Below are 21933 nucleotides of genomic sequence, written 5' to 3'. Positions count from 1 at the left end.
GACCGCGATCGCGCCCAGGGCCAGCGCGCCCCAGGCCGCGGCGCCCAGCGCCAGCGCGCCGGTGGTCTGCGCCCGCGGGCGGTCGACCCGCGACGGCAGGCCGTGGTCGGGATGATGGAGGCGCAGGCGCGTCTCCTTCACGTCGGACTTGGTCAGCATGGCGTCCTCAAGCAGGAGTCCGGACAACGGGCGAGCCGCCCCGCCGGTTCGCGTGGCGCTTTTCCCCTAGGGGCTTCCAGCCAGCGTCACTTGCAGGCTTCCGGAGCTTGGCGGACGGGCGCAATCTGCGGGTGAGGGCGCGCCCCACGCGCGTCCGGGGGCCTGACCGATGCGGATACTGCACTTCGTCGGGATTGGTTTGCTTCCAGACGACCCGGACGCCGAGGCGGTCGGCGGCACCGAGCGGGTGGCGTTGGAACTGGCCCGGGTGCAGGCCGCCCGCGGCTCCGAGGTCTGCGTCGCCGGGCCGGCCGAGGCGCCGTCGTCGCGCGAATGGCGCGGGGTGACGGTCCAGCGCCTGGCGGCGGCGGCCGGGCGGCTCGCGCCACGAAAGTTCGCCAACCATCTGGCGCTGGCCGCCCTGACCTGGACCCGCCGGTTCGACGTCGTTCACCTGCACGAGCACCCGCACGCGCGGCTGGTGCGGGCCCGCGCCATCGTGGTCCAGGCCCACAACGACATCATCGGCGATCCCGGCAGCGCGGAGTTCGACGGCGCCGCCCGACGGTTCTGGTCGGGCGCGCGGCGCGGGCACGTGCAGCTGGGCGTCAGCGAGTACCTGGCCGGCCGGTTCGTGCGCGCCCTGGACAGCCTCGGAACCTCCACCCGGTCCCACGCGAACGTCGGGGTGTGCCCGAACGGCGTGGACCTCGAGAACTTCCGGGCCCAGACCGGCGCGGGCGATCGCGACCTGTGGCGCCGGCGTTGGGGCTTCGCCTCGGACGACGTCGTCTTCCTGTTCGCCGGCGCGATCCAGGAGGCCAAGGGGGTCGATCACCTGGCCGCCGCCTTCGCCGACGTCGCCGCGGGACACCCGCAGGCCCGGCTGGTGATCGTCGGCAGCCATCGCCTCTGGATCGACGCTGATCCCGAGGAATCCGAAGCCTTCGAAACGCGGGTGCTGGGCGCCCTGCAGCCGCTGATCGACGCGGGACGGGTGATGTTCCTCGGCCCGCGCTCGCACCAGGAGATGCCGTCGATCATGGCCGCGGTCGACGCCGTGGTGCTGCCGTCGATCATCCCGGAGGCGTTCGGCCTGGTCGTGGTCGAGGCTTTCGCCCTGGGCCGGCCCGCGGTCGCCACCCGCATGGGCGCGCTCAGCGAACTGGTGCAGGACCACAAGAACGGCCTGCTGGTCGATCCGTACGATCGGCCGGGACTGGCCGCGGCCATGAGCGCGCTGGTCGAGGACGCCGCCTTGCGCGCCGAGCTTTCCGACGAGGCTCTGCGGGCCGCCAAGAACTACAGCTGGGAAGCGAGCGTGGACCGGCTCGAGCGGATTTACGGGTGCGCCCTGGCCGGGGCCCAGCTGCCGGGCCTGTTCGGCGCCGACGGCATGCTGGACGCGCTCGGCCAAGGCCTGGACATGGGCTCCTGAGCGCAGGGCGAGCGCAGGACGTCAGTTGTCGCGCACGACCTTCAGCACCGCCTCGCCGTAGCGGGCCAGCTTGCTTTCGCCCACGCCGCCCAGGCGCGCCAGCTCGCCCAGGCCGCCCGGCCGGGCGTTGGCGATGTCGAGCAGGGTGCGGTCGTGGAAGATCACGTAGGGCGGCACGGCCTGCTCGGCCGCGCGCTCGCGTCGCCAGGCCTTCAGCGCCTCGAACAGCGGCTGGGACCCGGCCGGCACGGCGGCCAGGGCGTCGCGCGTGCGCTTGCGCGGCCGGCCCGAGCGGGTGGTCGGGTCGTGCCCCTCCATCTCGCGGCGGATCTGCAGTCGCCGCTCGCCGCGATAGACCGCCTTCACCTGGTCCGGGTCGCCCAGGGTGACCAGCGGGCGCCCGTCGTTCGGATCCTCGCGCAGCAGGCCCTCGAACAGCAGCTGCTCGATCAGGTCGCGCCAGCTGGCCGGGCTGAACTCCTGGCCGATGCCGAAGGTGGTCAGGCCGGCCTCCCAGGGGGTGACCTCCTTGGTCTTGCCCAGCAGGTGGTCGACTACGCGGCCCCGCCCGAAGCGGCCGCCCAGCCGGTGCACGGCGGCCAGCGCCTTCTGGGCCGCCTCGGTGGCGTCGAGGGCTTCCGGCGGGCTGACGCACAGGTCGCAGCGGCCGCACGGCTCGACCTCGACCTCGCCGAAATAGCGGCGCACGGCCGCCGGTCGGCAGCCCATGCCGTCCAGCATGGCGTAGAGCCGGCGCGCCTTGCCGACCTGGACGGTCTTCACCTCTTCGGCCATCTCGCGGCCGTCGATGCGCCGCAGCGCCCAGGCCAGGTCCGCGGCCCCGTACAGGGTGAAGCCCTCGGCCGGTTCGCCGTCGCGGCCGGCGCGCCCGACCTCCTGCCAGTAGGCCTCGATCGAGGACGGCGGGTCGGCGTGGATGACGAAGCGGACGTCCGGTTTGTCGACGCCCATGCCGAAGGCGATGGTGGCGCACATCACCGCCTCGTCGGCCTCCAGGAACTTGGTCAGGCGCCGGTCGCGTTCGCCCTTCTCCAGGCCCGCGTGATAGGCCATGGCCGGCACGCCGGCGTCCCGCAGCGCGTCGGCCAGCTTCTCGGTGCCGTCGCGAGAGCCGGCGTAGACGATGCCGGAGCGCCCGCGGCGCTCCTCGATCAGCTCCAGCACCCGCTTCTGAGCGTTCCCGCGCTTGCGCTCGGCGGTCAGGGCCAGGTTCGGGCGGTCGAAGCTGGCGACGAACTCGGCCGCGCCCTCCAGCTTCAGGTTCGCCTTGATGTCCTCGCGGGTCCGCGCGTCGGCGGTGGCGGTCACCGCCAGGCGCGGCACGCCCGGGAAGGCCTCCGCCAGCCGTCCCAGCATGCGGTATTCGGGCCGGAAGTCGTGGCCCCACTGGCTGACGCAGTGGGCTTCGTCGATGGCGACCAGCGCCATCGGCACGCGCGAGAGCCGATCGACCGTGCCGTTGGTCATCAGGCCTTCGGGCGACATGTAGAGCAGGTCCAGCGTGCCGTCCTGCACCGCGTCCCAGATCTCCCGGCGCTCGGCCGGCAGGGTCGAGGAGTCCAGGCGCGCGGCCCGCACGCCCAGCTGGCGCAGGGTGGCGACCTGGTCGGCCATCAGGGCGATCAGCGGCGAGACCACCAGACCGACGCCCGGGCGCATCAGGCTGGGGATCTGGTAGCAGACGCTCTTGCCGCCGCCGGTCGGCAGCACGGCCAGCGCGTCGCGCCCGGCCAGCACCTCGGTCACGACCTCGGCCTGGCGGCCGCGGAAGTCGGCGTGGCCGTAGACGCGGCGCAGGATCTCGCGCGCTTCGCTGAGGTCGGGGGCTCGGGTCACGGGCGCTGTCTAGGCCGCTTCGCCCGGCTCGGGGAGAGGACGAAACGCGCGGGACCGCGATTTCCTTCCTCGTCCTCGGGGCGAGGAACGCGCTCTGTCCTTATCGCCGCCCTTCCGAGACCTTCCGCCGCAGGGGGTTAGACTGGGCGACCGGCGGTCCTTACATGGTCCCCTTCGACGTCGGAGCGCACGTGACAAGGCTTTCACTTGCCTTGTCGGCGAGGTCCGCGGAATTCTGCGGCGAAAGTCGTCCGGTTTCTGTCCTGGATCTAAGAAACAGTCGTCTTTCCGTCACCGTTTAGCCCGTAGCGACCGCTAGGCTCTTCGGCTAACAATGATCGAGAGGCCCGGGGGCCTGCTTGGAGTTTCACGCATGAGCGGGCCGAGTTCGGGCAAGCGCACGCCGCTGCAGGCGGTGATGTACTGGACCACGGTGGTGGGCGTCTGGGGACTGATCTTCATGATCGGTTTCTTCGCCGTGTTCGCCTGGGGTCTTCCCGACACCTCGAAGCTCAACGAAGTCGATCGCCAGCCGTCGATCACCTATCTCGATCGCTCGGGCGCGCTTCTGGCCGTGCGCGGCAACCAGTTCGCGCCGCCGGTCAATGTCGACGACCTGCCGTCTTACGTGCCGGCCGCCTTCGTCGCGGTCGAGGACCGGCGCTTCTACCATCACCCCGGCTTCGACCCGATCGGGATCGCGCGGGCGATGGGCCGCAACATCAAGGCCGGCCGCAAGGTCGAGGGCGGCTCGACCATCACCCAGCAGCTGGCCCGCAACCTGTTCCTGACCCCGGCCCAGAACTACCGGCGCAAGATCCAGGAGATCATGCTGGCCGTGTGGCTGGAGGCGAAGTTTTCCAAGAAGGAGATCCTCGGCCTGTACATGAACCGGGTCTACTTCGGGGCCGGCGCCTACGGCATCGAAGCCGCCTCGCAGCGCTATTTCGACAAGCACGCCAAGGACCTGACCGTCGGCGAGGCCGCCCTGCTGGCCGGCCTGATGAAGGGCCCGTCGCGTTATTCGCCGCTGTCCGACCGTGAACGCGCCGCCCGCCGCGCCACCATCGTGCTGGACGAGATGGAGCAGGCCGGCGTCATCACGCCCGAGCAGCGCATCGAGGCGGTGAGCAAGCCGGTGCGCGTCTCGCGCACCCTGGCCACCCAGCACGCCCAGTACTTCGTCGACTGGGTCCACCAGGAAGTGCGCGCCCTGGTCGGCGAGCCGACCGAGGACCTGATCGTCGAGACCACGCTGGACTTCCCGATCCAGACCAACGCCGAGCGCGCCGTGCGCTCGATCGTCGAGCGCGACCAGAAGAAGGGCGTCGAGCAGGCGGCCCTGATCGCCCTGGACGGCGAGGGCCGGGTGCGCGCCATGATCGGCGGCGCCGACTACGCCGACAGCGAATTCAACCGCGCGGTCGACGCGCGCCGCCAGGCCGGCTCGGCGTTCAAGCCGTTCGTCTATCTGGCGGCGATGGAAGCCGGCTACACCCCGGACACCCCGGTGGTCGACGAGCCGGTGACCATCGGCAACTGGACCCCGTCCAACTACACCAACACCTACCTCGGCCCGATCACCATGGAGACGGCCTTGGCCCAGTCGATCAACACGGTGGCCGCGCGCGTCGCCGACGAGGTCGGCCGCGACAACGTCGCCCGCGCCGCCAAGCGGGTCGGCATCACCTCCAACATCGGCACCGATCCGTCGATGGCGCTGGGCGCCGTCGAGGTCAGCCCGATCGAGATGGCCCAGGCCTACGCGCCGTTTTCCAACGGTGGCCTGCGGGTGCAGGCCTACGGCATCAACCGGATCCGCACCAAGTCCGGCAAGGTGCTGTACGAGCACCGCCCGAACGAGGTCGGCAAGACCTCGGTGATCGGCAACCCGCCGCTCTCCTACATGAACCGCATGCTGCGTCAGGTGGTGGCGTCGGGCACCGCGCGCGGCGCGGCGATCTCCGGCTACGACCTGGCCGGCAAGACCGGCACCACCAGCGACTACAAGGACGCCTGGTTCGTCGGCTACACCGGCGGCTTCGTCACCGCGGTGTGGGTCGGCAAGGACGACAACAAGCCGATGAAGAAGGTCACCGGCGGCGGCTCGCCGGCGGCGATCTGGAAGACCTTCATGTCCGCGACCCTGCCGCGCCTGAAGGTCTCGGCCATCCCCAGCGGCCCGCAAGCCGCCCAGGCGGTCGGCGACCCGATCGGCGACCTGCTGAGCTCGGCCGGCGGCCTGTTCGGCGGCGGCGACGCGCCGTCCGACGGCGAGATCGCGCCCGACACGGTCCCCGACGGCGACCCGGGGGCCCAGCCGGGCCCGCCGCCGCAGGCGGGCCAGCCGACCCAGCCGCAGGCGGACCCGACCTTCTACTGATCGGGACGACGCAGACCAAAGGAGAGGGCGAGCCGGCGGCTCGCCCTTTCTGTTTTGGTGGGCCGCCATCGCTTTGACTACCGTCGTTCTTCCGCGCACTCTCGGGCCGATCGGGGGAGGGGCGTATGATCAGGATCGCGTTGGCGGCTGCGGTGGCGCTCGCCGCGTCTTCGGCCTCGGCGGCCGTTCCGGCCAAGCGCGCCGCGCAGATCGACGCCGCCGTCGCCCGCGCCATGACCGCCACCCGCGCCGAGGGCCTCGCGCTCGCGGTGATCGAGGACGGCCAGGTCGCCTATGTGAAGAGCTACGGGAAGCGCAACGCCGCCGGCGCGCCGCTCGAGCCGCAGACCGTCATGTACGGCGCGTCCCTGACCAAGGCGGTGTTCGCCTACACGGTCATGCAGCTGGCCGAGGAGGGCGTGATCGACCTCGACGCCTCGATCGCCACCTACCTCGACAAGCCGCTCACCGACTACCCGAACGAGGACAAGTACGGTCCCTGGCGCGACCTGGCCGGGGACGAGCGCTGGCGGGCCCTGACGCCGCGCATCCTGCTGTCGCACGGCTCGGGCTTCGCCAACTTCGCCTTCCTGGAGCCGGACGAGAAGCTGCGCTTCCACTTCGATCCGGGGAGCCGCTACGCCTACTCCGGCGAGGGCCTGATCCTGCTGCAGTTCGTGCTGGAGCGGGGCTTGGGCTTGGACGTCGGCCGGGAGATGCAGCGGCGCGTGTTCGACCGCTTCGGCATGACCGACACCAGCATGATCTGGCGGCCGGACTTTGCGTCGAACCTCGCCGACGGCTGGGACCTGCAAGGCAAGACCGAGCCGCACGACGAGCGCGGCCGGGTGCGTGCGGCCGGCTCCATGGACACCACCATCGCCGACTTCGCCCGCTTCGCCGCCGGCTACGTGCGCGGCGAGGGCCTGTCGCCGAAGGGCCGCGCCGAGCTGGTCAGGCCGCAGCGGCCGATCACCACCGCCTCGCAGTTCCCGACCCTGCAGCCGGAGCTGCCGCCGGCAGAGCGGCGGGCCGATCTGGCCGCGGGCCTGGGCTTGGTGGTGTTCGACGGCCCGCAGGGGCCGGGCTTCTTCAAGACCGGCCACAACGACACCACGGGCAACGTCTGGATGTGCGTCGAGCGCGGCCGTCGCTGCGTCGTCATGCTGGCCAACGACGTGCGCGCCGAGGCGGCCTTCCCCGCCCTTGCGAAGCTCGTGCTGGGCGAGACCGGCGCGCCCTGGAAATGGGAGTACGGCGACCTGACGTTCTGGGACGGCCGCTAACTTCTCCTCCCCTGCGAGCGCAGCGAGCGGGGGAGGGGGACCATGCGAAGCATGGTGGAGGGGGCGAGCCGCGGGCTCGTCTGTTCTGTTTTCACGGAAGGGTGGTCTGTCGGCGTGATGGAGGCCGTTCGCCCCCTCCACCGCCTTCGGCGGTCCCCCTCCCCCGCTTCGCAGGGGAGGAGATTTCAGCGCCCGTAGGCGTGCAGGGTGCGGCCGTGGGCCTTGAGCCAGTTGCGGCCGGCCTTCTCGTCGCCCAGCAGGTCGCGCACCACGCCCCAGAAGCGCGGCGAGTGGTCGGCGTGGACCAGGTGGGCGACCTCGTGGGCGGCGACGTAGTCCAGCACGAAGGCCGGGGCCAGGATCAGCCGCCAGGAGTAGCGGATCGAGCCGCGCGCCGGCGTGCACGAACCCCAGCGGCTCTTCGGATCGCCCAGGGCCACCTTCGGCAGGTCCAGGCCCAGCGCCCGCACGTGCAGCTCGGTGCGGTGCTCCAGGTCCCGCCGCGCCTCGGTCTTCAGCAGCCGGTCGACCCGCCGCGCGAAGGCCGCGCCCTCGCCGCCGGAGACGATGTTCAGGCCCGCTTCGTCGCGCAGCAGGCGGGCGGCCGACGCCCCCGCGATGGCGGTCAGGCGGGCGGTCTCGCCGCGCACGGGAACGGTCGACCCGGGCGCGAAGGCGACGCCGCAGGGCGCCGCCGCGGCCCGCGAGGTGATCCAGTCGACCCGCTCGCGGGCGAAGGCCAGGGCGTCGTGCAGGCGGCGCGGATTGGGCGCGATCGCCACCACCTCGCCGCGCGCGTCGACCCTGAGCGACACCCGCCGGGCGCGCGCGTGCACCTTCAGGCGCACGGGCACGCCCTCGATCTCCACCACGTCGCCGTGGGCCAGTTTCGGCTTCAGCAGGCTCACGCGGCGGGGACGGTCACGCCGCGTCGGCGGCCGCGGGCAGGGCCTCCCGGCGGCGGATGAAGTCGCGCACCCGCGGGTAGATCTCGTCGCGGAAGCGGCGGCCGTTGAACACGCCGTAGTGGCCGACGTCCGGGTTCACGTAGAGCTCGCGCATGTCGGTCGGAATGCGCGGGCACAGGACGTGCGCCGCCTGGGTCTGGCCGACCCCGGAGATGTCGTCCTTGCCGCCCTCGACCGTCATCAGGGCGATGTCGGTGATCGCCTCGGGCCGCACCAGCCGCTCGTCGCGATACTTCAGCAGGCCGCGCGGCAGCAGGTGGTCCTGGAACACGATGTCGATGGTCTGGAGATAGAACTCCTCGGTCAGGTCCAGCACCGACAGGTACTCGTCGTAGAACTCGAGGTGCTTGGCCTGGCCGTCGCCGTCGGCCTCGACCAGGTGGTTGAAGTACTCCCAGTGGGCGTCGACGTGGCGGTCCTCGTTCATGCTCATGAAGCTGTAGAGCTGGACGAAGCCCGGATAGACCCGCCGGCCCACGCCCGGATACGGCGGCGGCACGGTGTGGATCATGTTCGACTTGAACCAGGCGAACGGCTTCTCGACCGCCAGCTTGTTCACCGCCGTCGGGGCCAGGCGCGCGTCGATCGGCGAGCCCATGAAGGTCATGGAGGCCGGGCGGCACGGATCGCCGTCCTCGGCCATCAGGCTGGCCGCGGCCAGCACCGGCGGGCCCGGCTGGCAGACCGCCACGACGTGCACGTCGGGGCCCAAGGCCTGCAGCATCGAGCGGATGTGGTCGACATAGTCGTGGAAGTCGAAGCGGCCGGCCTGCATCGGCACCTGGCGGGCGTTGACCCAGTCGGTGACGTAGACCTCGTGGTCCTGCAGGAAGGCCTGCACCGTGCCGCGCAGCAGGGTCGCGTAGTGGCCCGACAGCGGCGCCACGATCAGCACCGCCGGCTCGAATCCGGCGCGACCGGCGCGGCGCAGGTCGTTGCGGTCACGGGCGAAGTGGGTCAGCCGGCACCAGGGCGAGCTCCAGGCTTCGACCTGACGGACGCGCACGTCCTTGCCGTCGATCTCGACCTTGTCCAGGTCCCAGGCGGGCTTGCCGTAGCGGCGGGTGAGATTGGCGAACAGCTCCGCCGAAGCGTAGAGCGTGCGCCCGAATTGAGTGTCCGAGGCGGGATTGGCCGGGGAGCCCCAGAAATCGCGCGCCATCTGCGCAGCCATCCGCAGGGGGGAAGCGGTGTAGTAAGCGTATTCGTGCAGCGCGTAGAGCATGAATTCCCGACTCGCAGCCTCATATGGGAAGCACGAGCGCATCATGAAACGCGCGAGGCTGCAAAAGGATTAGCGCGAACGGCGTATCGTCAACGCTGCTCGCGCATGGCCTTTTTGATCTGCTCGGCGATCTCGTCGGGGCCCAGATCGTGGCCCAGAATCCGGACGAAACGCCCGTCGGGGCCCATCAAATAAACGTACGCCGAGTGTTCCATCAGATAGTCGGGGCCCTCGCCGACCTTGGCGTAGGGCGCCCGATAGGCCTTGGCGGCCGCGTCGATTTGCGCAGGGGTCCCGGTCAGGCCGATCACCCCGCGCGGGAAAGCGTCGCTGTCCAGATAGGCCTTCAACTGCGCCGGGGTGTCGCGGGCCGGGTCGACGGTGACGAACAGGATCTGCAGCTTGTCGGCCTGCGGCCCCAGCCGGTCATTCACCGCGGCCAGCGTCTGCAGCGTCGTCGGGCACACGTCCGGGCAGTAGGTGAAGCCGAAGAACACCGCCGTCCACTTGCCCTTCAGCAGGGCCTCGGTCTGCGGCCGGCCGTTCTGGTCGACCAGCTGGAACGGCCCGCCCACGGCGGCCTGGCCGGTCTCGGCCGGCGCGTTCGCCCCGTGGCGCGTCACGGTCCAGACGGTCACGCCCAGCAGGGCGGCCAGGGCCAGGCAACCGGCGGCGAAGATCATGCGGAAACGGGACACGGCGGAACCCCCGGAGGCGGTGGAGTCGTTTTAAGGCTCAGGCGACTGTATAGGCGGCGTATGGCCATTTCCCAACCGAGCTTCGGCGCGGAGACCGAGCCGACAGGATCGGCGGGCCCAGAGCCGCTGGACTGGGACGTCGAGCTCCAGCGGCGCGGCCGGTTGCGGCTGCGCACCCTGCTCGGCCTGCGCTGGCTGGCGGTGGCCGGCCAGACGGCCGCGGTCCTCATGGTCGCGCTGGTGTTCGGCTTCGACATCAAGCTGGGCTGGTGCCTGGGGGTGATCGCCGCCAGCGCCTGGCTGAACGTCTTCCTCAGCGTCGTCTCCCCGGGCCAGCGCCTGGCCCGCAACTGGGAGGCGGCGGCCCAGCTGGCCTTCGACACCGCCCAGCTGGGCGTGCTGCTGGCCCTCACCGGCGGCGTGGCCAATCCGTTCTGCCTGCTGTTGCTGGCCCCGGTCACCGTGGCCGCCGCCACCCTGCCGACCCGCCAGGTGCTGGGCGTGGCCCTGGTCGGCTTCGTGGTCGTCACCCTGCTGCTGTTCTTCAAGGCGCCCCTGCCCTGGTTCCCGGGGCGGACGCTGGAGCTGCCCCGGCTGTACGAGACCGGCATGTGGGCGGCGCTGGTCACCGGCATGGGCTTCACCGCCGGCTACGCCTGGACCGCGGCGGCCGAGGCTTCGCGCATGGAGCTGGCGCTCGCCGCCACCCAGCGGGTGCTGGCGCGCGAGCAGCAGCTGGCGGCGCTGGGCGGCCTGGCCGCGGCGGCGGCGCACGAGCTGGGCACGCCGCTGGCCACCATCCAGGTCGTCGCCAAGGAGCTGCTGCGCTCCTCGCCGGCCGACGATCCCGTCGCCGAGGACGCGCGGCTCTTGCTGCAGCAGGCCGAGCGGTGTCGCGACATCCTGAGGACCTTGGCCCAGAAGCCCGAGGCCGGCGACGTGGTCTACGCCCGCCTGGGCCTGGCCCAGCTGCTGGACGAGGTGGTCGAGCCCTATCGCGAGATGGGGCCGACCATCGTCACCGAGATCAAGGGCCCGCCCGGCGAGTTCGTGCCCGACGTCCGGCGCCTGCCGGAGGTGATCCACGCCCTGGCCTCCTTCGTCGAGAACGCCGCCGACTTCGCCACCAGCGTGGTCGGCGTGACCGGCCGCTTCGACGAGGAGTCGATCTGGGTGGAGGTGCGCGACGACGGGCCGGGCTTTTCTCCCGACGTGCTGGTCAAGCTGGGCGAGCCCTACGTCACCTCGCGCCCGCACGGCGAGGGCTCGCGCTCCCACCACCACGGCATGGGCCTGGGCTTCTTCATCGCCAAGACCCTGCTGGAGCGGTCCGGCGCGAAGGTGACCTTCGGCAATGATCGCGACGGTGGCGCGGTGGTCGAGGCGCGCTGGCCGCGGGCCCGTCTGGAGGCGGAGCCGGCCCTCTAACCGCTTGAGGCGGGGAACCAAGCGAACGAAGATGGCGCGGTGTGCGTTCTACCTGAGCCCCCGAGAGGAGCTTGGCTGATGACGGACCTCAGTACGGTAGTTTCCGAACTGCCTGATAAGACCGTGCTGGTCATGGACGACGACGCGCCGCTGCGCACGCGCCTGGGCCGCGCTCTGGAAACCCGTGGGTTCGAGGTCGTTCAGGCCGGCACCGTGACCGAGGCGGTCGAGCAGGTGCGCGCCAAGCCCCCGGCCTTCGCGGTGCTGGACATGCGCCTGGAGGACGGCAACGGGCTTCAGGTGGTCCAGGCCATCAACGAGCGCCGACCCGACGCCAAGGTCGTCATGCTGACCGGTTACGGCAACATCGCCACGGCGGTGGCGGCGGTGAAGGCGGGGGCGGTCGACTATCTGTCCAAGCCGGCCGACGCCGACGACGTGGTCCGCGCCCTGCTGGCCCGCCCCGAGGACAAGCCCGCGCCGCCGGACAATCCGATGTCCGCCGACCGGGTGCGCTGGGAGCACATCCAGCGCGTCTACGAGCTGTGCGGCCACAACGTCTCGGAGACCGCGCGCCGACTCAACATGCACCGCCGCACCCTGCAGCGGATCCTGGCCAAGCGCGCGCCGAAGTAAGAGCCTCAGCCTGTCGGCGTCGCCCGTAGCGCCGCCAATCGCCCGAACGCCAGGGTCAACGCCTTGCGCCGCGCCCCGGCCAGCGGGGTGACCGGCGAGGGCGTCAGCACCGCTCCGCCGAAGCCGTCGGCGACGATCAGGCCCGGCCCCTCGGGCAGGATTTCGCGCGGAAACTCCGGAGCGACGGCGAAATAGAACTCGTCGCAGAACTCCAGGTACTCGCCCCACTTGCGGTCGGTCCGGTAGTCCTCGATCGACGACTTCACCTCGACGATGGCCAGCTGCCCCTTGGGGCTCAGCGCCATGACGTCGGCGCGCCGGCCGTTGGGCAGGCACACCTCGTAGAGCGGCGCCCAGCCTAGCGAAATCATCAGCCGGGCGGCCCCGCGGGTGACCGAAAGCGTGGTCTCGGGACGGCTGAAGACGAGCTCGATGGCGGCGGACATGCCGACAAGATGTTCGCTTTTCGTTCGGCGGGCAAGCCGGCCGCGGCGCGGCGCCTAGCCGCCGCCCTGTACGCTGGTCTTGCCGTCGGACCGGGCCGCGAACTGCAACTTGCTGGTGTCGTAGCCCAGCGCGCGAACCTGCTGCAGCAGCTGCGCGCGCTCCGCCTCGGACACGCTCGGCTGGCGCGAGAACAGCCAGACGTAGTTGCCGCCGGGGGTGCCGACGACCGCCCAGCTGTAGTCGTCGGCGTGGTCCAGCACCCAGTACTCCTGCTTGATCACGCCGCCGAGGAAGCTCAGGTCGAGCTTCGCCCGGGTGCGCGGGTCGGCGATCGTGGCCCCGCCCTGCCAGACCTTTTTCGGTCCGTCGGGCGAGCCGCGCCGGCAGGTCTGCACGAAGGTGAAGCGGTTGCCGGCCTTGCGGGCCCAGTCGGTGGTCGCCGCCCAGCAGTCCTTCTGGTTCGGGTTGGGCGTGCGGGCGATCTCGTACCAGCGCCCCATGAAGCGATCGATGTCGACCGGCTTGGCTGGCTGAGGCGCAGCCGCCTGGACCGCGGCGGCCAGCAGCAGCCCCGCGCAGAGGCCGATCAGGCCCGTACGTACGCGCATGACGCAAACCCCCGACAAGACTGGTGAGACGGACGTGCCCGCGTGGGCCGTGTCCACTAGGATCGCCCGGACGGAGGCAACGGTGAAGCTGTTTATTCTGACCGGGGCGGGGGTTTCCGCCGAAAGCGGCCTGGGCACCTTCCGCGACGCCGGCGGGATCTGGACCCGCTACGACCTGCAGCAGGTCGCGACGCCTCAGGGCTTCGCCCGCAATCCGGTCCTGGTGCACGAGTTCTACAACGCCCGGCGCAAGAACCTGCTGGGCGCCGAGCCCAACGCCGCCCATGCCGCTTTGGCCCGCCTGGAGCGGGAATTGCCCGGCAAGGGCGGCCGCGTGTTCCTGTGCACCCAGAACGTCGACGACCTGCACGAGCAGGCCGGTTCGCGGGCCGTCCACCACATGCACGGCGAGCTGTTCCGCATCCGCTGCGTCCACTGCGGCGACGCCCGCGACTGGCGCGAGGACCTGTCGGTCTTCACCCTCTGCCCCGCCTGTCGCAAGGCCGGCGGCCTGCGCCCCGACGTGGTCTGGTTCGGCGAGGAGCCGCGCGACATGGAGATGATCCAGCGCGAGCTCGACCAGGCCGACCTGTTCGTCTCGATCGGCACCTCCGGCTCGGTTTACCCGGCCGCCGGCTTCGTGGCCGAGGCCCGCCGGGCCAAGGTCCGCACCTGCGAGATCAATCTGGAGCCCTCGGACAACGCGCGCCGCTTCGACGAGGTGGTGTACGGGCCGGCGACCGAGACCCTGCCGGCCTGGGTCGAGAAGGTGCTGGAGCGCGCCTGAGGTCGCGCAACTTCGGGCCGAGCGTGGCGGTTGAGGCGCAATCGGCCATGAGGGGGCGAAGATGATCAAGCCACGACGAAACGGGACCGGCACCTGGCTCGCCGGCGCCGTTTTGTCGGGCTCCGTCCTCGTCTCCGCGGCCGCCCCGCTCGCCGCTGAGCCCGAGCCCGACGACGAGCCGCCCTCGGTCTACGCGATCGAGACGCCGATCAGAGCCGGCGACCTCGTCGCGTACGTGGCGCGAAATCACGACGCCGCTCCGCGCGACGTCCACGTCCGTTGGCTCGATCTCAACGCCGACGGCCGTCTGGACGCGATCGCCCAGATCACGAATTCGCTCAACTGCGGCTCCCATGGATGCTCGACGATCCTTTTTCTCGGCGCGAACGGCGGGACCGTCGTGATCGTCCCGCAACCGTATGTGTTCCCGATGGGCGAGCCGTACGTCACGCGCCGGTACTGCAACGGATTTCGCGTGATCCAGACGATGGCGCGGGCCAATTCGTGGTGCTGGCGGGGCAGCGCTTACCGCTTCATGGCTGAGTCCGGCGGACGCTGACGGCCCGAGAATTGGACGTGTGCGCGGGCGCCGCACGGCTCTTCGCCGTCCGTTAACCAACGCCCTGCCATGGTGCACGCAAGAAACAGGCCAAGGGGGGCGACGTTGGCGCTCGGGGCTCGACTCGAACTCAGGCAGGGGCAGGGGCTGGTCATCACCCCCCAGCTCCAGCAGGCGATCAAGCTGCTGCAGCTCTCCAACCTGGAGCTGGAGGCCTTCGTCGAGGCCGAGCTCGAGCGCAATCCCCTGTTGCAGCGCGACGAGACCGAAAGCCGCCCCGAAGCCGAGGACGGCCCGCGCGCCGAGGCTGAAAGCCGCGAACTGGAATTCACCGGCGAGACCGCCGCCGAGGCCCACGAGGCGGTCGACGCCCGCCACGACGACCTCTACGCCGACGAGTCCCTGGCCGAGCGCGCGGCCGACCGCGCCGCCGAGCGGGCCGCGGAGAGCGCCGCCGACGCCGGCCCGGCCACCGACTGGAGCCGCACCGGCAAGGGCGGTTCGTTCGACCACGACGGCGGCGAGGACTTCGAGCGCGCGCCGACCGGCAAGTCGCTGCACGAACACCTGGCCGAACAGGCCCTGATGGCCGGCTTCACCCCCGCCGAGCACGCCGTCGCGCTCACCCTGATCGACGCCGTCGACGAGGGCGGCTACCTGCGCGCCGAGCTGGCCGAGATCGCCGACCGGCTGGGCTGCCCCGAGGCGGTGGTCGAGCGCGTGCTGGAACGCTGCCAGGGCTTCGAACCCACCGGCGTCATGGCCCGCAGCGTGCCCGAGTGCCTGGCCCTGCAGCTGAAAGAGCTGAACCGCTTCGACCCGGCCATGGCGGCCCTGGTCGACCATCTCGAACTGCTGGCCCGGCGCGACCTGACCGGGCTGAAGCGGGTCTGCGGCGTCGACGACGAGGACCTTCGCGACATGATCGCCGAGCTGAAGGGCCTGACGCCCCGGCCAGGCGCCGCCTTCGGGACCGAGACCGTGCAGGCCGTGGTGCCCGACGTCTTCGTCCGCGCCGACCCGGCCGGCGGCTGGCGGGTGGACCTGAACAGCGACACCTTGCCCAAGCTGCTGGTTGACCAGCGCTACCACCAGAAGGTGGCCGGCGCCTCGCGCTCGGACTCCGAGAAGACCTTCGTCTCCGACTGCCTGGCCTCGGCCAACTGGCTGGTGAAGAGCCTGGACCAGCGCGCCCGCACCATCCTGAAGGTCTCCGCCGAGATCGTGCGCCAGCAGGACGCCTTCCTGGCCTTCGGGGTCGAGTACCTGCGCCCGCTGAACCTGAAGACCGTCGCCGACGCCATCGGCATGCACGAGTCCACCGTCAGCCGGGTGACCTCCAACAAGTACCTGGCCACCCCGCGCGGGGTGTTCGAGCTGAAGTTCTTCTTCACCTCGGCCATCGCCGCCAGCGACGGCGGCGCGGCCCACTCGGCCGAGTCCGTCCGCCACAAGATCAAGCAGCTGATCGACGGCGAGCGCGGCGAGGGCGACGTGCTGTCCGACGATCGCATCGTCGAGATTCTGAAGGAGGCCGGCGTCGATATCGCCCGCCGAACCGTCGCCAAGTATCGGGAAGCTATGCGTATTCCGTCCTCGGTCGAGCGTAAGCGGCTCCTGAAGGAAGCCTGCTGAGCGTTCGCGCTTCATCCGTACGAAGACCGTCAGGGCGTTGCCGCGCTTGACACCACCCCCTCCGCGGCGCGTTGATGTGGGCATGCAAGTCCAAGTCAGCGGCAAGCATGTCGACGTCGGCGAGGCGCTACGCTCGCGGATCGTCACGGAGCTCTCCAACGGAATCGGCAAGTACTTCGAACGCGGCGGCGACGCCGACGTCGTGGTCACGCGCGAAGGCCACATGTTCCGGATGGATACGGTCGTCACCCTTGCCTCGGGGCAGCAGCTCGTGGGCCACGCCTACGGCGCCGACGCCCACGGGGCCTTCGACGGGATGCTGGAGCGCATCGAAAAGCGCGTCCGCCGTTACAAGCGGCGGCTGAAGAACCACCACGCCTCCAACGGCAAGTCGGGCCAGGAGACCGCGCCGGTCACCGTCCTGCGCGCGCCTGACGAGGTGCTGGAGGAGGACTACGACGACCACCTCGCCGAAGCTGACACCAGCGTGCCCCCGGCCGCCATGGTGATCGCCGAGACCGAGCGCCCGGTGCGGACCATGACCGTCTCCATGGCGGTGATGGATCTCGACCTGTCTAACTATCCCGTGATTCTGTTCAGAAACGCCGCGCACGGCGGCCTGGCCGTGGTATATCGCCGGCCCGACGGGAACATCGGATGGATCGACCCGGAGCGGACGCGCTGACTGCGGCGAACTCGGCTGCGACCACGTGTCCGGGAAACAACCTAGGGGCGCCGCGTGTTAGAGCGGCGCCCGGCGTGCCACGGGCGTGCGTTTAGTCGGGGGAGTGATGGAGATCGCACAGTTGCTGCAGCGCGACGGCATAGCCGTGCGCGTGAGCGCGTCCTCCAAGCGCCAGGCCCTGGGCCTTCTGGCCGATGTGGCGGCGCGCCGCCTCAAGCGGGAACCGGCTGAACTGTTGGAAGCCCTGCTCGAACGCGAGCAGCTGGGCTCGACCGGCGTCGGCCAGGGCGTGGCGGTCCCGCACGCGCGGCTGGACGGCCTGGATCGCATGGTCGGCGTGTTCGTGAAGCTGGATACGCCGGTGGCGTTCGACGCGGTCGACGACCGCCCGGTCGACCTGCTGTTCGGCCTGTTCGGGCCGCGGGACGCCGGCGTCGACCACCTGCGGGCGCTGGCCCGCGTGTCGCGTCTTCTGCGTCACAAGGATCTGCGCGAGCAGCTTCGCCAGGCGCGCACCGCGGACGCGGTCTACGCCCTGCTGGCCCGCGAGGCGGAGCCGAACGCGGCCTGACGAAGTCTCGGGAAGGTAGCCGGTCAGTCTTTAGTGGACGGACACCGGCTTCAATTCATGCGCCATCGCCGCGGCGACGGCCGATTCCTTGTCGATCAGCACCGCGAGACGAGATCCGTCGGCGCTATGAACGGCGTAGAGAGTCTGATCGGGGTCGAGAGAGAACCCCTTTATGGCTTCCACGGGGGTGCCGGCGAGAATTTCCTTCGCCTTCACTTCGCGCACGTACACCAGGTCGGGTCCCCCAAGCGCCGCGAAAGCTTCGTTGGTGAACATCGGCGTCATTTCGACCACCTCCTGAACTAAGGAACGTCTCGAGCGGCGGCCGGTTCAGCCGGCCACCCGAATGGGGATTTGCTTGACCGCCCGGGCCGCGTCGGGCCGCGCCACGTCGACGTGCAGCAGGCCGTGCTCCAGGGTCGCCGCCTCCACCTCCATGCCGTCGGCCAGCACGAAGGCGCGGGTGAAGCCCCGAGCCGCGATGCCGCGATGCAGGAAGGCCCGGTCCTCCGCGTCCCGCTCGCCGCGCACGGTGAGCTGGTTGCCCTCCACCGTCACCGCCAGCTGCGCGGGCGTGAAGCCCGCCACCGCCAGGGTGATGCGGACGCGGTTCTCGTCGATGGCCTCGACGTTGTAGGGCGGATAGCTCTCCGCGGCCGCTTTGGCGGCGCGCTCGATGAGGGCGCGGGTGTGCTCGAAGCCGAGCAGAAACGGACTGTCGAACGGCGCCGGCCGGGTCATGGTCTTCACGAGTCCTCGCGATCAAGCGACTCGAGAGCCCGGTCCCCGGCCCGCCCTGTCGGCGCGGACCGTCCGGGCCCTCAGGGTCCTATTTGTGAACCCGGGGGAACGATTTCAACGCTGCCGCAAGCGCGCACCGCCCCGCATAACGCGGGTGCGCGGCCGGGTCGCAGCGACGCGACCGGCGAAATCTGGCTTTTTGGTCCCAGTCAGTTTTTCCCGTCGGGGTCCCTAATGCTCGATCGCATCATCGGCGTCTGCACGGCCGAACGCCTCTCCGCCCTCCTGGTCTACGTCGTCGGCGCCATCGTCGGCTCCTACGCCGCCAAGGGCATGAGCCCGGTCCAGTGGGGCGGCTCGGCCATGGCCGTGATCGGCGCCATCCTGGTCGCCGTCATCGTCCGCACCTGGCCCGCCAAGAAGGCCGAAGCCGCCAAGGCGGAGTCGCGCTGAGGCCCAAGGCCCCGAACAGCAAAAAGCCCCCGCCGCGGCGGGGGCTTTTTTGTGCCCGCCGGTCAGTGCGGGCCGTGAGCGGCGAGCCGAGAGATCTCGCGCGCCAGGTCGGCCGGATAGTGGCCCTTAGCCATCTCGATGTAGCCGATGCCGGCCTTGCGCAAGGCTTCCTTCTTCACCGCGTCGCGCGCCGGGGCTGTTCCCTGGAAGTGGCCGGCGCCCTGGTATTCGATCGCGGCGATCGGGTCCCCGACGCCGGAGACCAGGAGCAGGTCCACCCGCTTGCTGTTCACGGCCGAGTACGCCTTCGGGTCCGGCGACGAGAGGATTTCACCGAGGCTCACCTGCGCCATGACCCGCCAGGCCAGCTGCTGATCGCGCAGCGCCTTCTCAGCAGCGTGGAACACGCGCGCTTCGGACTTCGACAGCAAGGGCCGCTTGGTGAAGTTTGCGTCCATGACAAGCCGCAACTGGTCGGTGGCGGAAACGGCTTCCGGGGCGCGGCGCTCGTCCGTTGTCTGGTCGTGCGTGGCGGACGCCCCGCGCGCCTCGCGCCAGCGCCTTTGAGTTTCGGTCAGTTTCGGCTGCCGCGCGCGCCAGCGGGCGCGGGCTGACTTTGCGCGCCACCGCTCGCCGTAAACCCCAGCCGCGAACGCGCCCATGACGGCGCAAGCGACGAAGAACGTCAGCTGATCGGCCATCCCCGTAGCCCCCGGCGGTCCCAAGAGGCAACGCGCGAGAACGGCTAAGGTTCATCCGTGGGAATTCAGCGGCTCGGTTGGGGTAGGGCCCAGATGTGACGAAGGCCCGCCGGCGGTCCGGCGGGCCTTCGATGGTGGAGCTAAGCGGAGTCGAACCGCTGACCTCTTGAATGCCATTCAAGCGCTCTACCAGCTGAGCTATAGCCCCGAAGTCTCAAGTCCCTCGCCGTTCTGGTGTCCGGCGAGGCCGCGTATCTACGCTGAGGGATTTTCGGGATCAAGCCCCTTTTCGCACTAAGTTGGTGCGACGTTTTGGATAACTCTCAGACGCTTACAAAAAAGGCGACGGAGGAGCCCTCCGTCGCCTTTTTCGCCGCGCTTAGCGGTCGTCTTCGTCGCCCTCTTCGGGCAGGCCTTCGATCTCGTCGTCGAAGTCGGCGTCCTCTTCCTCCTCGAGGAAGGGCACCGCGTCGTCCTCGTCTTCCTCGAGTTCGACGTCTTCTTCGATGTCGACGTCCTCGCTCGGGCTGGCCGCGGCGTCTTCGCCCTCGTCCTCGTCGTCCGGGGCGGCCTCGTCGGCGGCCTCGTCGAGTTCGGGGGTGGCTTCGTCCTCTTCCTCTTCGTCGGAGGCGGCCTTCTTGCCCTTCACCTGGTCTTCGGCCTCGTCGTCGAGGTCGTAGTCCGGGGTGACGGAGCGGGCGCGGATGCGGCGGGACTTCACCGCTTCTTCAGGGTCGAAATCTTCGCCGCACTTGGGGCAGTGGGCCGGGCGACGACCGAGGTCGTAGAACTTCGCCTGGCAGTTCGGGCAGATCTGTTTGCTGCCGAGTTCGGGATTGGCCAAGGGCTCACCTGTCTCCAACAACGGGGGGCAGATATGGGAAGCGGGCGGCTCCCTTGCCACGCGTCCGGGCCGCTGTCAAAAGCCTCGTTTGTTCTTTTGCAGCCCTGAGCCTTCCCGCTTCGGATGAAACCATCCGAGGCGGGCGAGAAGGCTCAAGTTGTTAGAGTTAGAGCGCGATGGCCGCCGAAACCGGCATCCACTTTCGGCTATCGCGCTCTTGACCCAGGAGGGATCGCACGTGACCGCGGGCGGGCCGGAACGACTGACGGCGCAGCCGGGCGCGAAGCTGGCCGGAACCGTGCGCGCGCCGGGGGACAAGTCGATCTCCCACCGCGCCCTGATGCTGGGCGGCCTGGCTCGCGGCGTGACCGAGATTTCCGGCCTGCTGGAAGGCGACGACGTGCTGCGTACGGCCGACGCGGTGCGCGCCTTCGGCGCCACGGTCGAGCAGCTGGGCGGCGGCCGCTGGCGGGTCGAGGGCGCGGGGAGCTATCGCGAGCCGACGGGCGTGGTCGATTGCGGCAACTCCGGCACCGGCGTGCGCCTCCTGATGGGCGCGGCCGCCGGCTTCCCCCACGCCACCACCTTCACCGGCGACGCCTCCCTGCAGAAGCGCCCCATGGGTCGGGTGACCGAGCCGCTGATGCGCATGGGCGCGCGCTTCGAAGGCGGCGACCGCCTGCCGCTGACCGTGCGCGGCGGTGGCCTGCAGGGGATCGAGCACGTCTCGGCGGTCGCCTCCGCCCAGGTGAAGTCGGCCATCCTGCTGGCGGGCCTCAGCGCCGACGGCGAGACCACGGTGGTCGAGGCCGAGCCGTCGCGCGACCACACCGAACGCATGCTGAAGGCCTTCGGCGTCGCCGTGGAGGTGCTGGACCGCGCCGACGGCCGCGCCGTCACCGTCCGCCGCTCGGCCCTGACCGGCGCGCCCGTCGACGTGCCGGGCGATCCGTCCTCGGCCGCCTTCCCGGTGGTCGCCGGCCTGGTGGTCCCCGGTTCGCAGGTGCGGGTGGAGGGCGTGCTGCTCAACCCGCTGCGCACCGGCCTCTACGACACCCTGATCGAGATGGGCGCGGACCTGACCATCGAGAACCGCCGCGACGCCGGCGGCGAGCCGGTCGGCGACCTGGTCGCCCGCGCCTCGCGCCTGAAGGGCGTCGTCGTGCCGCCCGAACGCGCGCCGTCGATGATCGACGAGTACCCGATCCTGGCGGTCGCCGCGGCCTTCGCCGAGGGGACGACCGTCATGCGCGGCATCGGCGAACTGCGCGTGAAGGAGAGCGACCGCATCGCCCTGATGGCGCGCGGCCTTCAGGCCTGCGGCGTCGAGGTCGAGGAGGAGCCGGACGGCCTGATCGTCCACGGCCGCGGACGCGCGCCGCGCGGCGGGGCCGAGGTGGCCACCGCCGGCGATCACCGCATCGCCATGTCCCACCTGGTGCTGGGCCTGGCCGCCGAGCAGGCGGTCACGGTCGACGAGCCCGGCATGATCGCCACCAGCTTCCCCGGCTTCGTCGCCCTGATGGCCGGCCTGGGTGCGGAGATTTCCGAGTCATGAGTTTCGTCATCGCCGTCGACGGTCCGGCCGCCTCCGGCAAGGGGACGGTCGCGTCCCGTCTGGCCGCGCTGTACGGCTACGAGTACCTCGACACCGGCTTGCTCTACCGGGCGGTGGGCGTGGAGCTGTTGGAGACCGGGCGGGACCTGGACGACGCGGCGGCGGCCGAGGCGGTCGCGCGCGACCTCAGCCTGGGCCGGCTGGGCGACCCGGGCCTGCGCGGCGGCGTCGCCGGCGAGGCGGCCAGCCGGGTGGCGGTGTTCGAG

General features: G+C 70.7%; 24 protein-coding genes and 1 tRNA gene. 13 read left to right on the top strand and 12 right to left on the bottom strand.

The window, feature by feature from the left end; translation table 11 throughout:
• A partial coding sequence (locus G3573_RS09975) for a hypothetical protein (RefSeq protein WP_163260935.1) occupies positions 1–186 on the bottom strand: 186 nt, incomplete at its 3' end.
• 142 nt (positions 187–328) lie between these two features.
• Here G3573_RS09975 and G3573_RS09970 point away from each other — a divergent pair.
• Positions 329–1597, top strand: a complete 1269-nt coding sequence (locus G3573_RS09970) for a glycosyltransferase family 4 protein (protein WP_163260934.1) — start codon at positions 329–331, stop codon at positions 1595–1597.
• A gap of 21 nt (positions 1598–1618) precedes the next feature.
• Here G3573_RS09970 and recQ read toward each other — a convergent pair whose 3' ends face one another.
• Complete coding sequence (gene recQ, locus G3573_RS09965; protein ID WP_346427366.1) at positions 1619–3454, bottom strand: DNA helicase RecQ; 1836 nt, start codon at positions 3452–3454, stop codon at positions 1619–1621.
• A 373-nt stretch (positions 3455–3827) separates the two neighbouring features.
• On the opposite strand from recQ, the gene G3573_RS09960 reads away from it, so the two are divergent.
• Together G3573_RS09960 and G3573_RS09955 are read left to right on the top strand one after the other, a co-directional pair.
• Positions 3828–5837: a penicillin-binding protein 1A gene (locus G3573_RS09960; RefSeq protein ID WP_163260933.1), complete on the top strand. Its 2010-nt coding sequence runs from the start codon at positions 3828–3830 to the stop codon at positions 5835–5837.
• A 125-nt stretch (positions 5838–5962) separates the two neighbouring features.
• On the top strand, positions 5963–7123 hold the full coding sequence (locus G3573_RS09955) for a serine hydrolase domain-containing protein (protein WP_163260932.1): 1161 nt from the start codon (positions 5963–5965) through the stop codon (positions 7121–7123).
• A gap of 185 nt (positions 7124–7308) precedes the next feature.
• Here the strand turns inward: G3573_RS09955 and G3573_RS09950 are convergent, their stop codons facing one another.
• From G3573_RS09950 to G3573_RS09940, 3 genes are all read right to left on the bottom strand, one after another.
• Entirely contained in the window at positions 7309–8031 is a 723-nt protein-coding gene (locus G3573_RS09950; RefSeq protein WP_163260931.1) for a SprT family zinc-dependent metalloprotease, read from the bottom strand.
• A gap of 13 nt (positions 8032–8044) precedes the next feature.
• A complete protein-coding gene (gene phaZ, locus G3573_RS09945; RefSeq protein ID WP_163260930.1) occupies positions 8045–9316 on the bottom strand; it encodes a polyhydroxyalkanoate depolymerase in 1272 nt (423 codons plus the stop codon).
• An 89-nt stretch (positions 9317–9405) separates the two neighbouring features.
• Positions 9406–10014, bottom strand: coding sequence for an SCO family protein (locus G3573_RS09940; RefSeq protein ID WP_346427365.1), 609 nt, complete (start codon positions 10012–10014; stop codon positions 9406–9408).
• A gap of 60 nt (positions 10015–10074) precedes the next feature.
• Here G3573_RS09940 and G3573_RS09935 point away from each other — a divergent pair, with 60 nt between their 5' ends.
• Complete coding sequence (locus G3573_RS09935) at positions 10075–11442, top strand: ActS/PrrB/RegB family redox-sensitive histidine kinase (RefSeq protein ID WP_163260929.1); 1368 nt, start codon at positions 10075–10077, stop codon at positions 11440–11442.
• 78 nt (positions 11443–11520) lie between these two features.
• A complete protein-coding gene (locus G3573_RS09930) occupies positions 11521–12078 on the top strand; it encodes an ActR/PrrA/RegA family redox response regulator transcription factor (protein ID WP_163260928.1) in 558 nt (185 codons plus the stop codon).
• Positions 12079–12083: 5 nt separating this feature from the next.
• Here the strand turns inward: G3573_RS09930 and mmcB are convergent, their stop codons facing one another.
• Both mmcB and G3573_RS09920 read right to left on the bottom strand, forming a co-directional pair.
• Positions 12084–12524 (bottom strand): DNA repair putative endonuclease MmcB, encoded by a 441-nt coding sequence (mmcB, locus tag G3573_RS09925; RefSeq protein WP_163260927.1) that lies wholly within the window; start codon positions 12522–12524, stop codon positions 12084–12086.
• A 54-nt stretch (positions 12525–12578) separates the two neighbouring features.
• Positions 12579–13133, bottom strand: a complete 555-nt coding sequence (locus G3573_RS09920) for a lipocalin family protein (RefSeq protein ID WP_163260926.1) — start codon at positions 13131–13133, stop codon at positions 12579–12581.
• Between the two features lie 82 nt (positions 13134–13215).
• Between G3573_RS09920 and G3573_RS09915 the strand changes: the two genes are divergently transcribed.
• The 5 genes from G3573_RS09915 to ptsN all read left to right on the top strand — a co-directional run bounded on the left by G3573_RS09915 (position 13216) and on the right by ptsN (position 17370).
• A complete protein-coding gene (locus G3573_RS09915; RefSeq protein ID WP_346427364.1) occupies positions 13216–13920 on the top strand; it encodes an NAD-dependent deacylase in 705 nt (234 codons plus the stop codon).
• 61 nt (positions 13921–13981) lie between these two features.
• Complete coding sequence (locus tag G3573_RS09910; RefSeq protein WP_163260924.1) at positions 13982–14479, top strand: hypothetical protein; 498 nt, start codon at positions 13982–13984, stop codon at positions 14477–14479.
• Between the two features lie 105 nt (positions 14480–14584).
• A complete protein-coding gene (gene rpoN, locus G3573_RS09905; RefSeq protein ID WP_163260923.1) occupies positions 14585–16114 on the top strand; it encodes an RNA polymerase factor sigma-54 in 1530 nt (509 codons plus the stop codon).
• A gap of 82 nt (positions 16115–16196) precedes the next feature.
• The gene (gene raiA, locus G3573_RS09900) at positions 16197–16799 is read left to right on the top strand and encodes a ribosome-associated translation inhibitor RaiA (protein WP_163260922.1); all 603 of its coding nucleotides are present in this window, start codon (positions 16197–16199) and stop codon (positions 16797–16799) included.
• Between the two features lie 106 nt (positions 16800–16905).
• Positions 16906–17370 carry a PTS IIA-like nitrogen regulatory protein PtsN gene (ptsN, locus tag G3573_RS09895; RefSeq protein WP_163260921.1) on the top strand — a complete coding sequence of 155 codons (465 nt, stop codon included), beginning with the start codon at positions 16906–16908 and terminating at the stop codon, positions 17368–17370.
• A 30-nt stretch (positions 17371–17400) separates the two neighbouring features.
• Here the strand turns inward: ptsN and G3573_RS09890 are convergent, their stop codons facing one another.
• A complete protein-coding gene (locus tag G3573_RS09890) occupies positions 17401–17655 on the bottom strand; it encodes a DUF1150 domain-containing protein (protein ID WP_163260920.1) in 255 nt (84 codons plus the stop codon).
• Positions 17656–17700: 45 nt separating this feature from the next.
• Positions 17701–18111, bottom strand: a complete 411-nt coding sequence (locus G3573_RS09885; RefSeq protein ID WP_163260936.1) for an Hsp20 family protein — start codon at positions 18109–18111, stop codon at positions 17701–17703.
• Positions 18112–18345: 234 nt separating this feature from the next.
• Here G3573_RS09885 and G3573_RS09880 point away from each other — a divergent pair, with 234 nt between their 5' ends.
• Positions 18346–18564: a hypothetical protein gene (locus G3573_RS09880; RefSeq protein ID WP_163260919.1), complete on the top strand. Its 219-nt coding sequence runs from the start codon at positions 18346–18348 to the stop codon at positions 18562–18564.
• Positions 18565–18626: 62 nt separating this feature from the next.
• Here G3573_RS09880 and G3573_RS09875 read toward each other — a convergent pair whose 3' ends face one another.
• From G3573_RS09875 to G3573_RS09865, 3 genes are all read right to left on the bottom strand, one after another.
• Complete coding sequence (locus G3573_RS09875) at positions 18627–19265, bottom strand: DUF2726 domain-containing protein (RefSeq protein WP_163260918.1); 639 nt, start codon at positions 19263–19265, stop codon at positions 18627–18629.
• A gap of 132 nt (positions 19266–19397) precedes the next feature.
• Positions 19398–19473 (bottom strand) — tRNA-Ala (locus G3573_RS09870).
• Positions 19474–19644: 171 nt separating this feature from the next.
• Positions 19645–20109 carry a TIGR02300 family protein gene (locus G3573_RS09865; RefSeq protein WP_163260917.1) on the bottom strand — a complete coding sequence of 155 codons (465 nt, stop codon included), beginning with the start codon at positions 20107–20109 and terminating at the stop codon, positions 19645–19647.
• Positions 20110–20347: 238 nt separating this feature from the next.
• Between G3573_RS09865 and aroA the strand changes: the two genes are divergently transcribed.
• Positions 20348–21667 (top strand): 3-phosphoshikimate 1-carboxyvinyltransferase, encoded by a 1320-nt coding sequence (gene aroA / locus G3573_RS09860; protein ID WP_163260916.1) that lies wholly within the window; start codon positions 20348–20350, stop codon positions 21665–21667.
• Positions 21664–21933: (d)CMP kinase (locus tag G3573_RS09855; protein ID WP_205598176.1), on the top strand; the 270-nt coding region annotated here is incomplete at its 3' end. The genes aroA and G3573_RS09855, both read left to right, overlap by 4 nt.

This window comes from Caulobacter sp. 17J65-9, from assembly GCF_010975005.1.
Classification (GTDB): domain Bacteria; phylum Pseudomonadota; class Alphaproteobacteria; order Caulobacterales; family Caulobacteraceae; genus 17J80-11.
This window is presented reverse-complemented; position numbering and strand designations above follow the sequence as displayed.

Excerpts from the sequence above, each read along its gene's own strand:
- G3573_RS09880 (WP_163260919.1), top strand. The coding sequence starts at position 18,346 with ATGCTCGATCGCATCATCGGCGTCTGCACGGCCGAACGCCTCTCCGCC.
- G3573_RS09955 (WP_163260932.1), top strand. The coding sequence starts at position 5,963 with ATGATCAGGATCGCGTTGGCGGCTGCGGTGGCGCTCGCCGCGTCTTCG.
- G3573_RS09875 (WP_163260918.1), bottom strand. The coding sequence starts at position 19,265 with ATGGCCGATCAGCTGACGTTCTTCGTCGCTTGCGCCGTCATGGGCGCG.
- mmcB (WP_163260927.1), bottom strand. The coding sequence starts at position 12,524 with ATGTCCGCCGCCATCGAGCTCGTCTTCAGCCGTCCCGAGACCACGCTT.
- phaZ (WP_163260930.1), bottom strand. The coding sequence starts at position 9,316 with ATGCTCTACGCGCTGCACGAATACGCTTACTACACCGCTTCCCCCCTG.
- G3573_RS09885 (WP_163260936.1), bottom strand. The coding sequence starts at position 18,111 with ATGACCCGGCCGGCGCCGTTCGACAGTCCGTTTCTGCTCGGCTTCGAG.
- G3573_RS09960 (WP_163260933.1), top strand. The coding sequence starts at position 3,828 with ATGAGCGGGCCGAGTTCGGGCAAGCGCACGCCGCTGCAGGCGGTGATG.
- G3573_RS09890 (WP_163260920.1), bottom strand. The coding sequence starts at position 17,655 with ATGACGCCGATGTTCACCAACGAAGCTTTCGCGGCGCTTGGGGGACCC.
- G3573_RS09920 (WP_163260926.1), bottom strand. The coding sequence starts at position 13,133 with ATGCGCGTACGTACGGGCCTGATCGGCCTCTGCGCGGGGCTGCTGCTG.
- G3573_RS09935 (WP_163260929.1), top strand. The coding sequence starts at position 10,075 with ATGGCCATTTCCCAACCGAGCTTCGGCGCGGAGACCGAGCCGACAGGA.
- G3573_RS09910 (WP_163260924.1), top strand. The coding sequence starts at position 13,982 with ATGATCAAGCCACGACGAAACGGGACCGGCACCTGGCTCGCCGGCGCC.
- G3573_RS09930 (WP_163260928.1), top strand. The coding sequence starts at position 11,521 with ATGACGGACCTCAGTACGGTAGTTTCCGAACTGCCTGATAAGACCGTG.
- ptsN (WP_163260921.1), top strand. The coding sequence starts at position 16,906 with ATGGAGATCGCACAGTTGCTGCAGCGCGACGGCATAGCCGTGCGCGTG.
- G3573_RS09970 (WP_163260934.1), top strand. The coding sequence starts at position 329 with ATGCGGATACTGCACTTCGTCGGGATTGGTTTGCTTCCAGACGACCCG.
- raiA (WP_163260922.1), top strand. The coding sequence starts at position 16,197 with ATGCAAGTCCAAGTCAGCGGCAAGCATGTCGACGTCGGCGAGGCGCTA.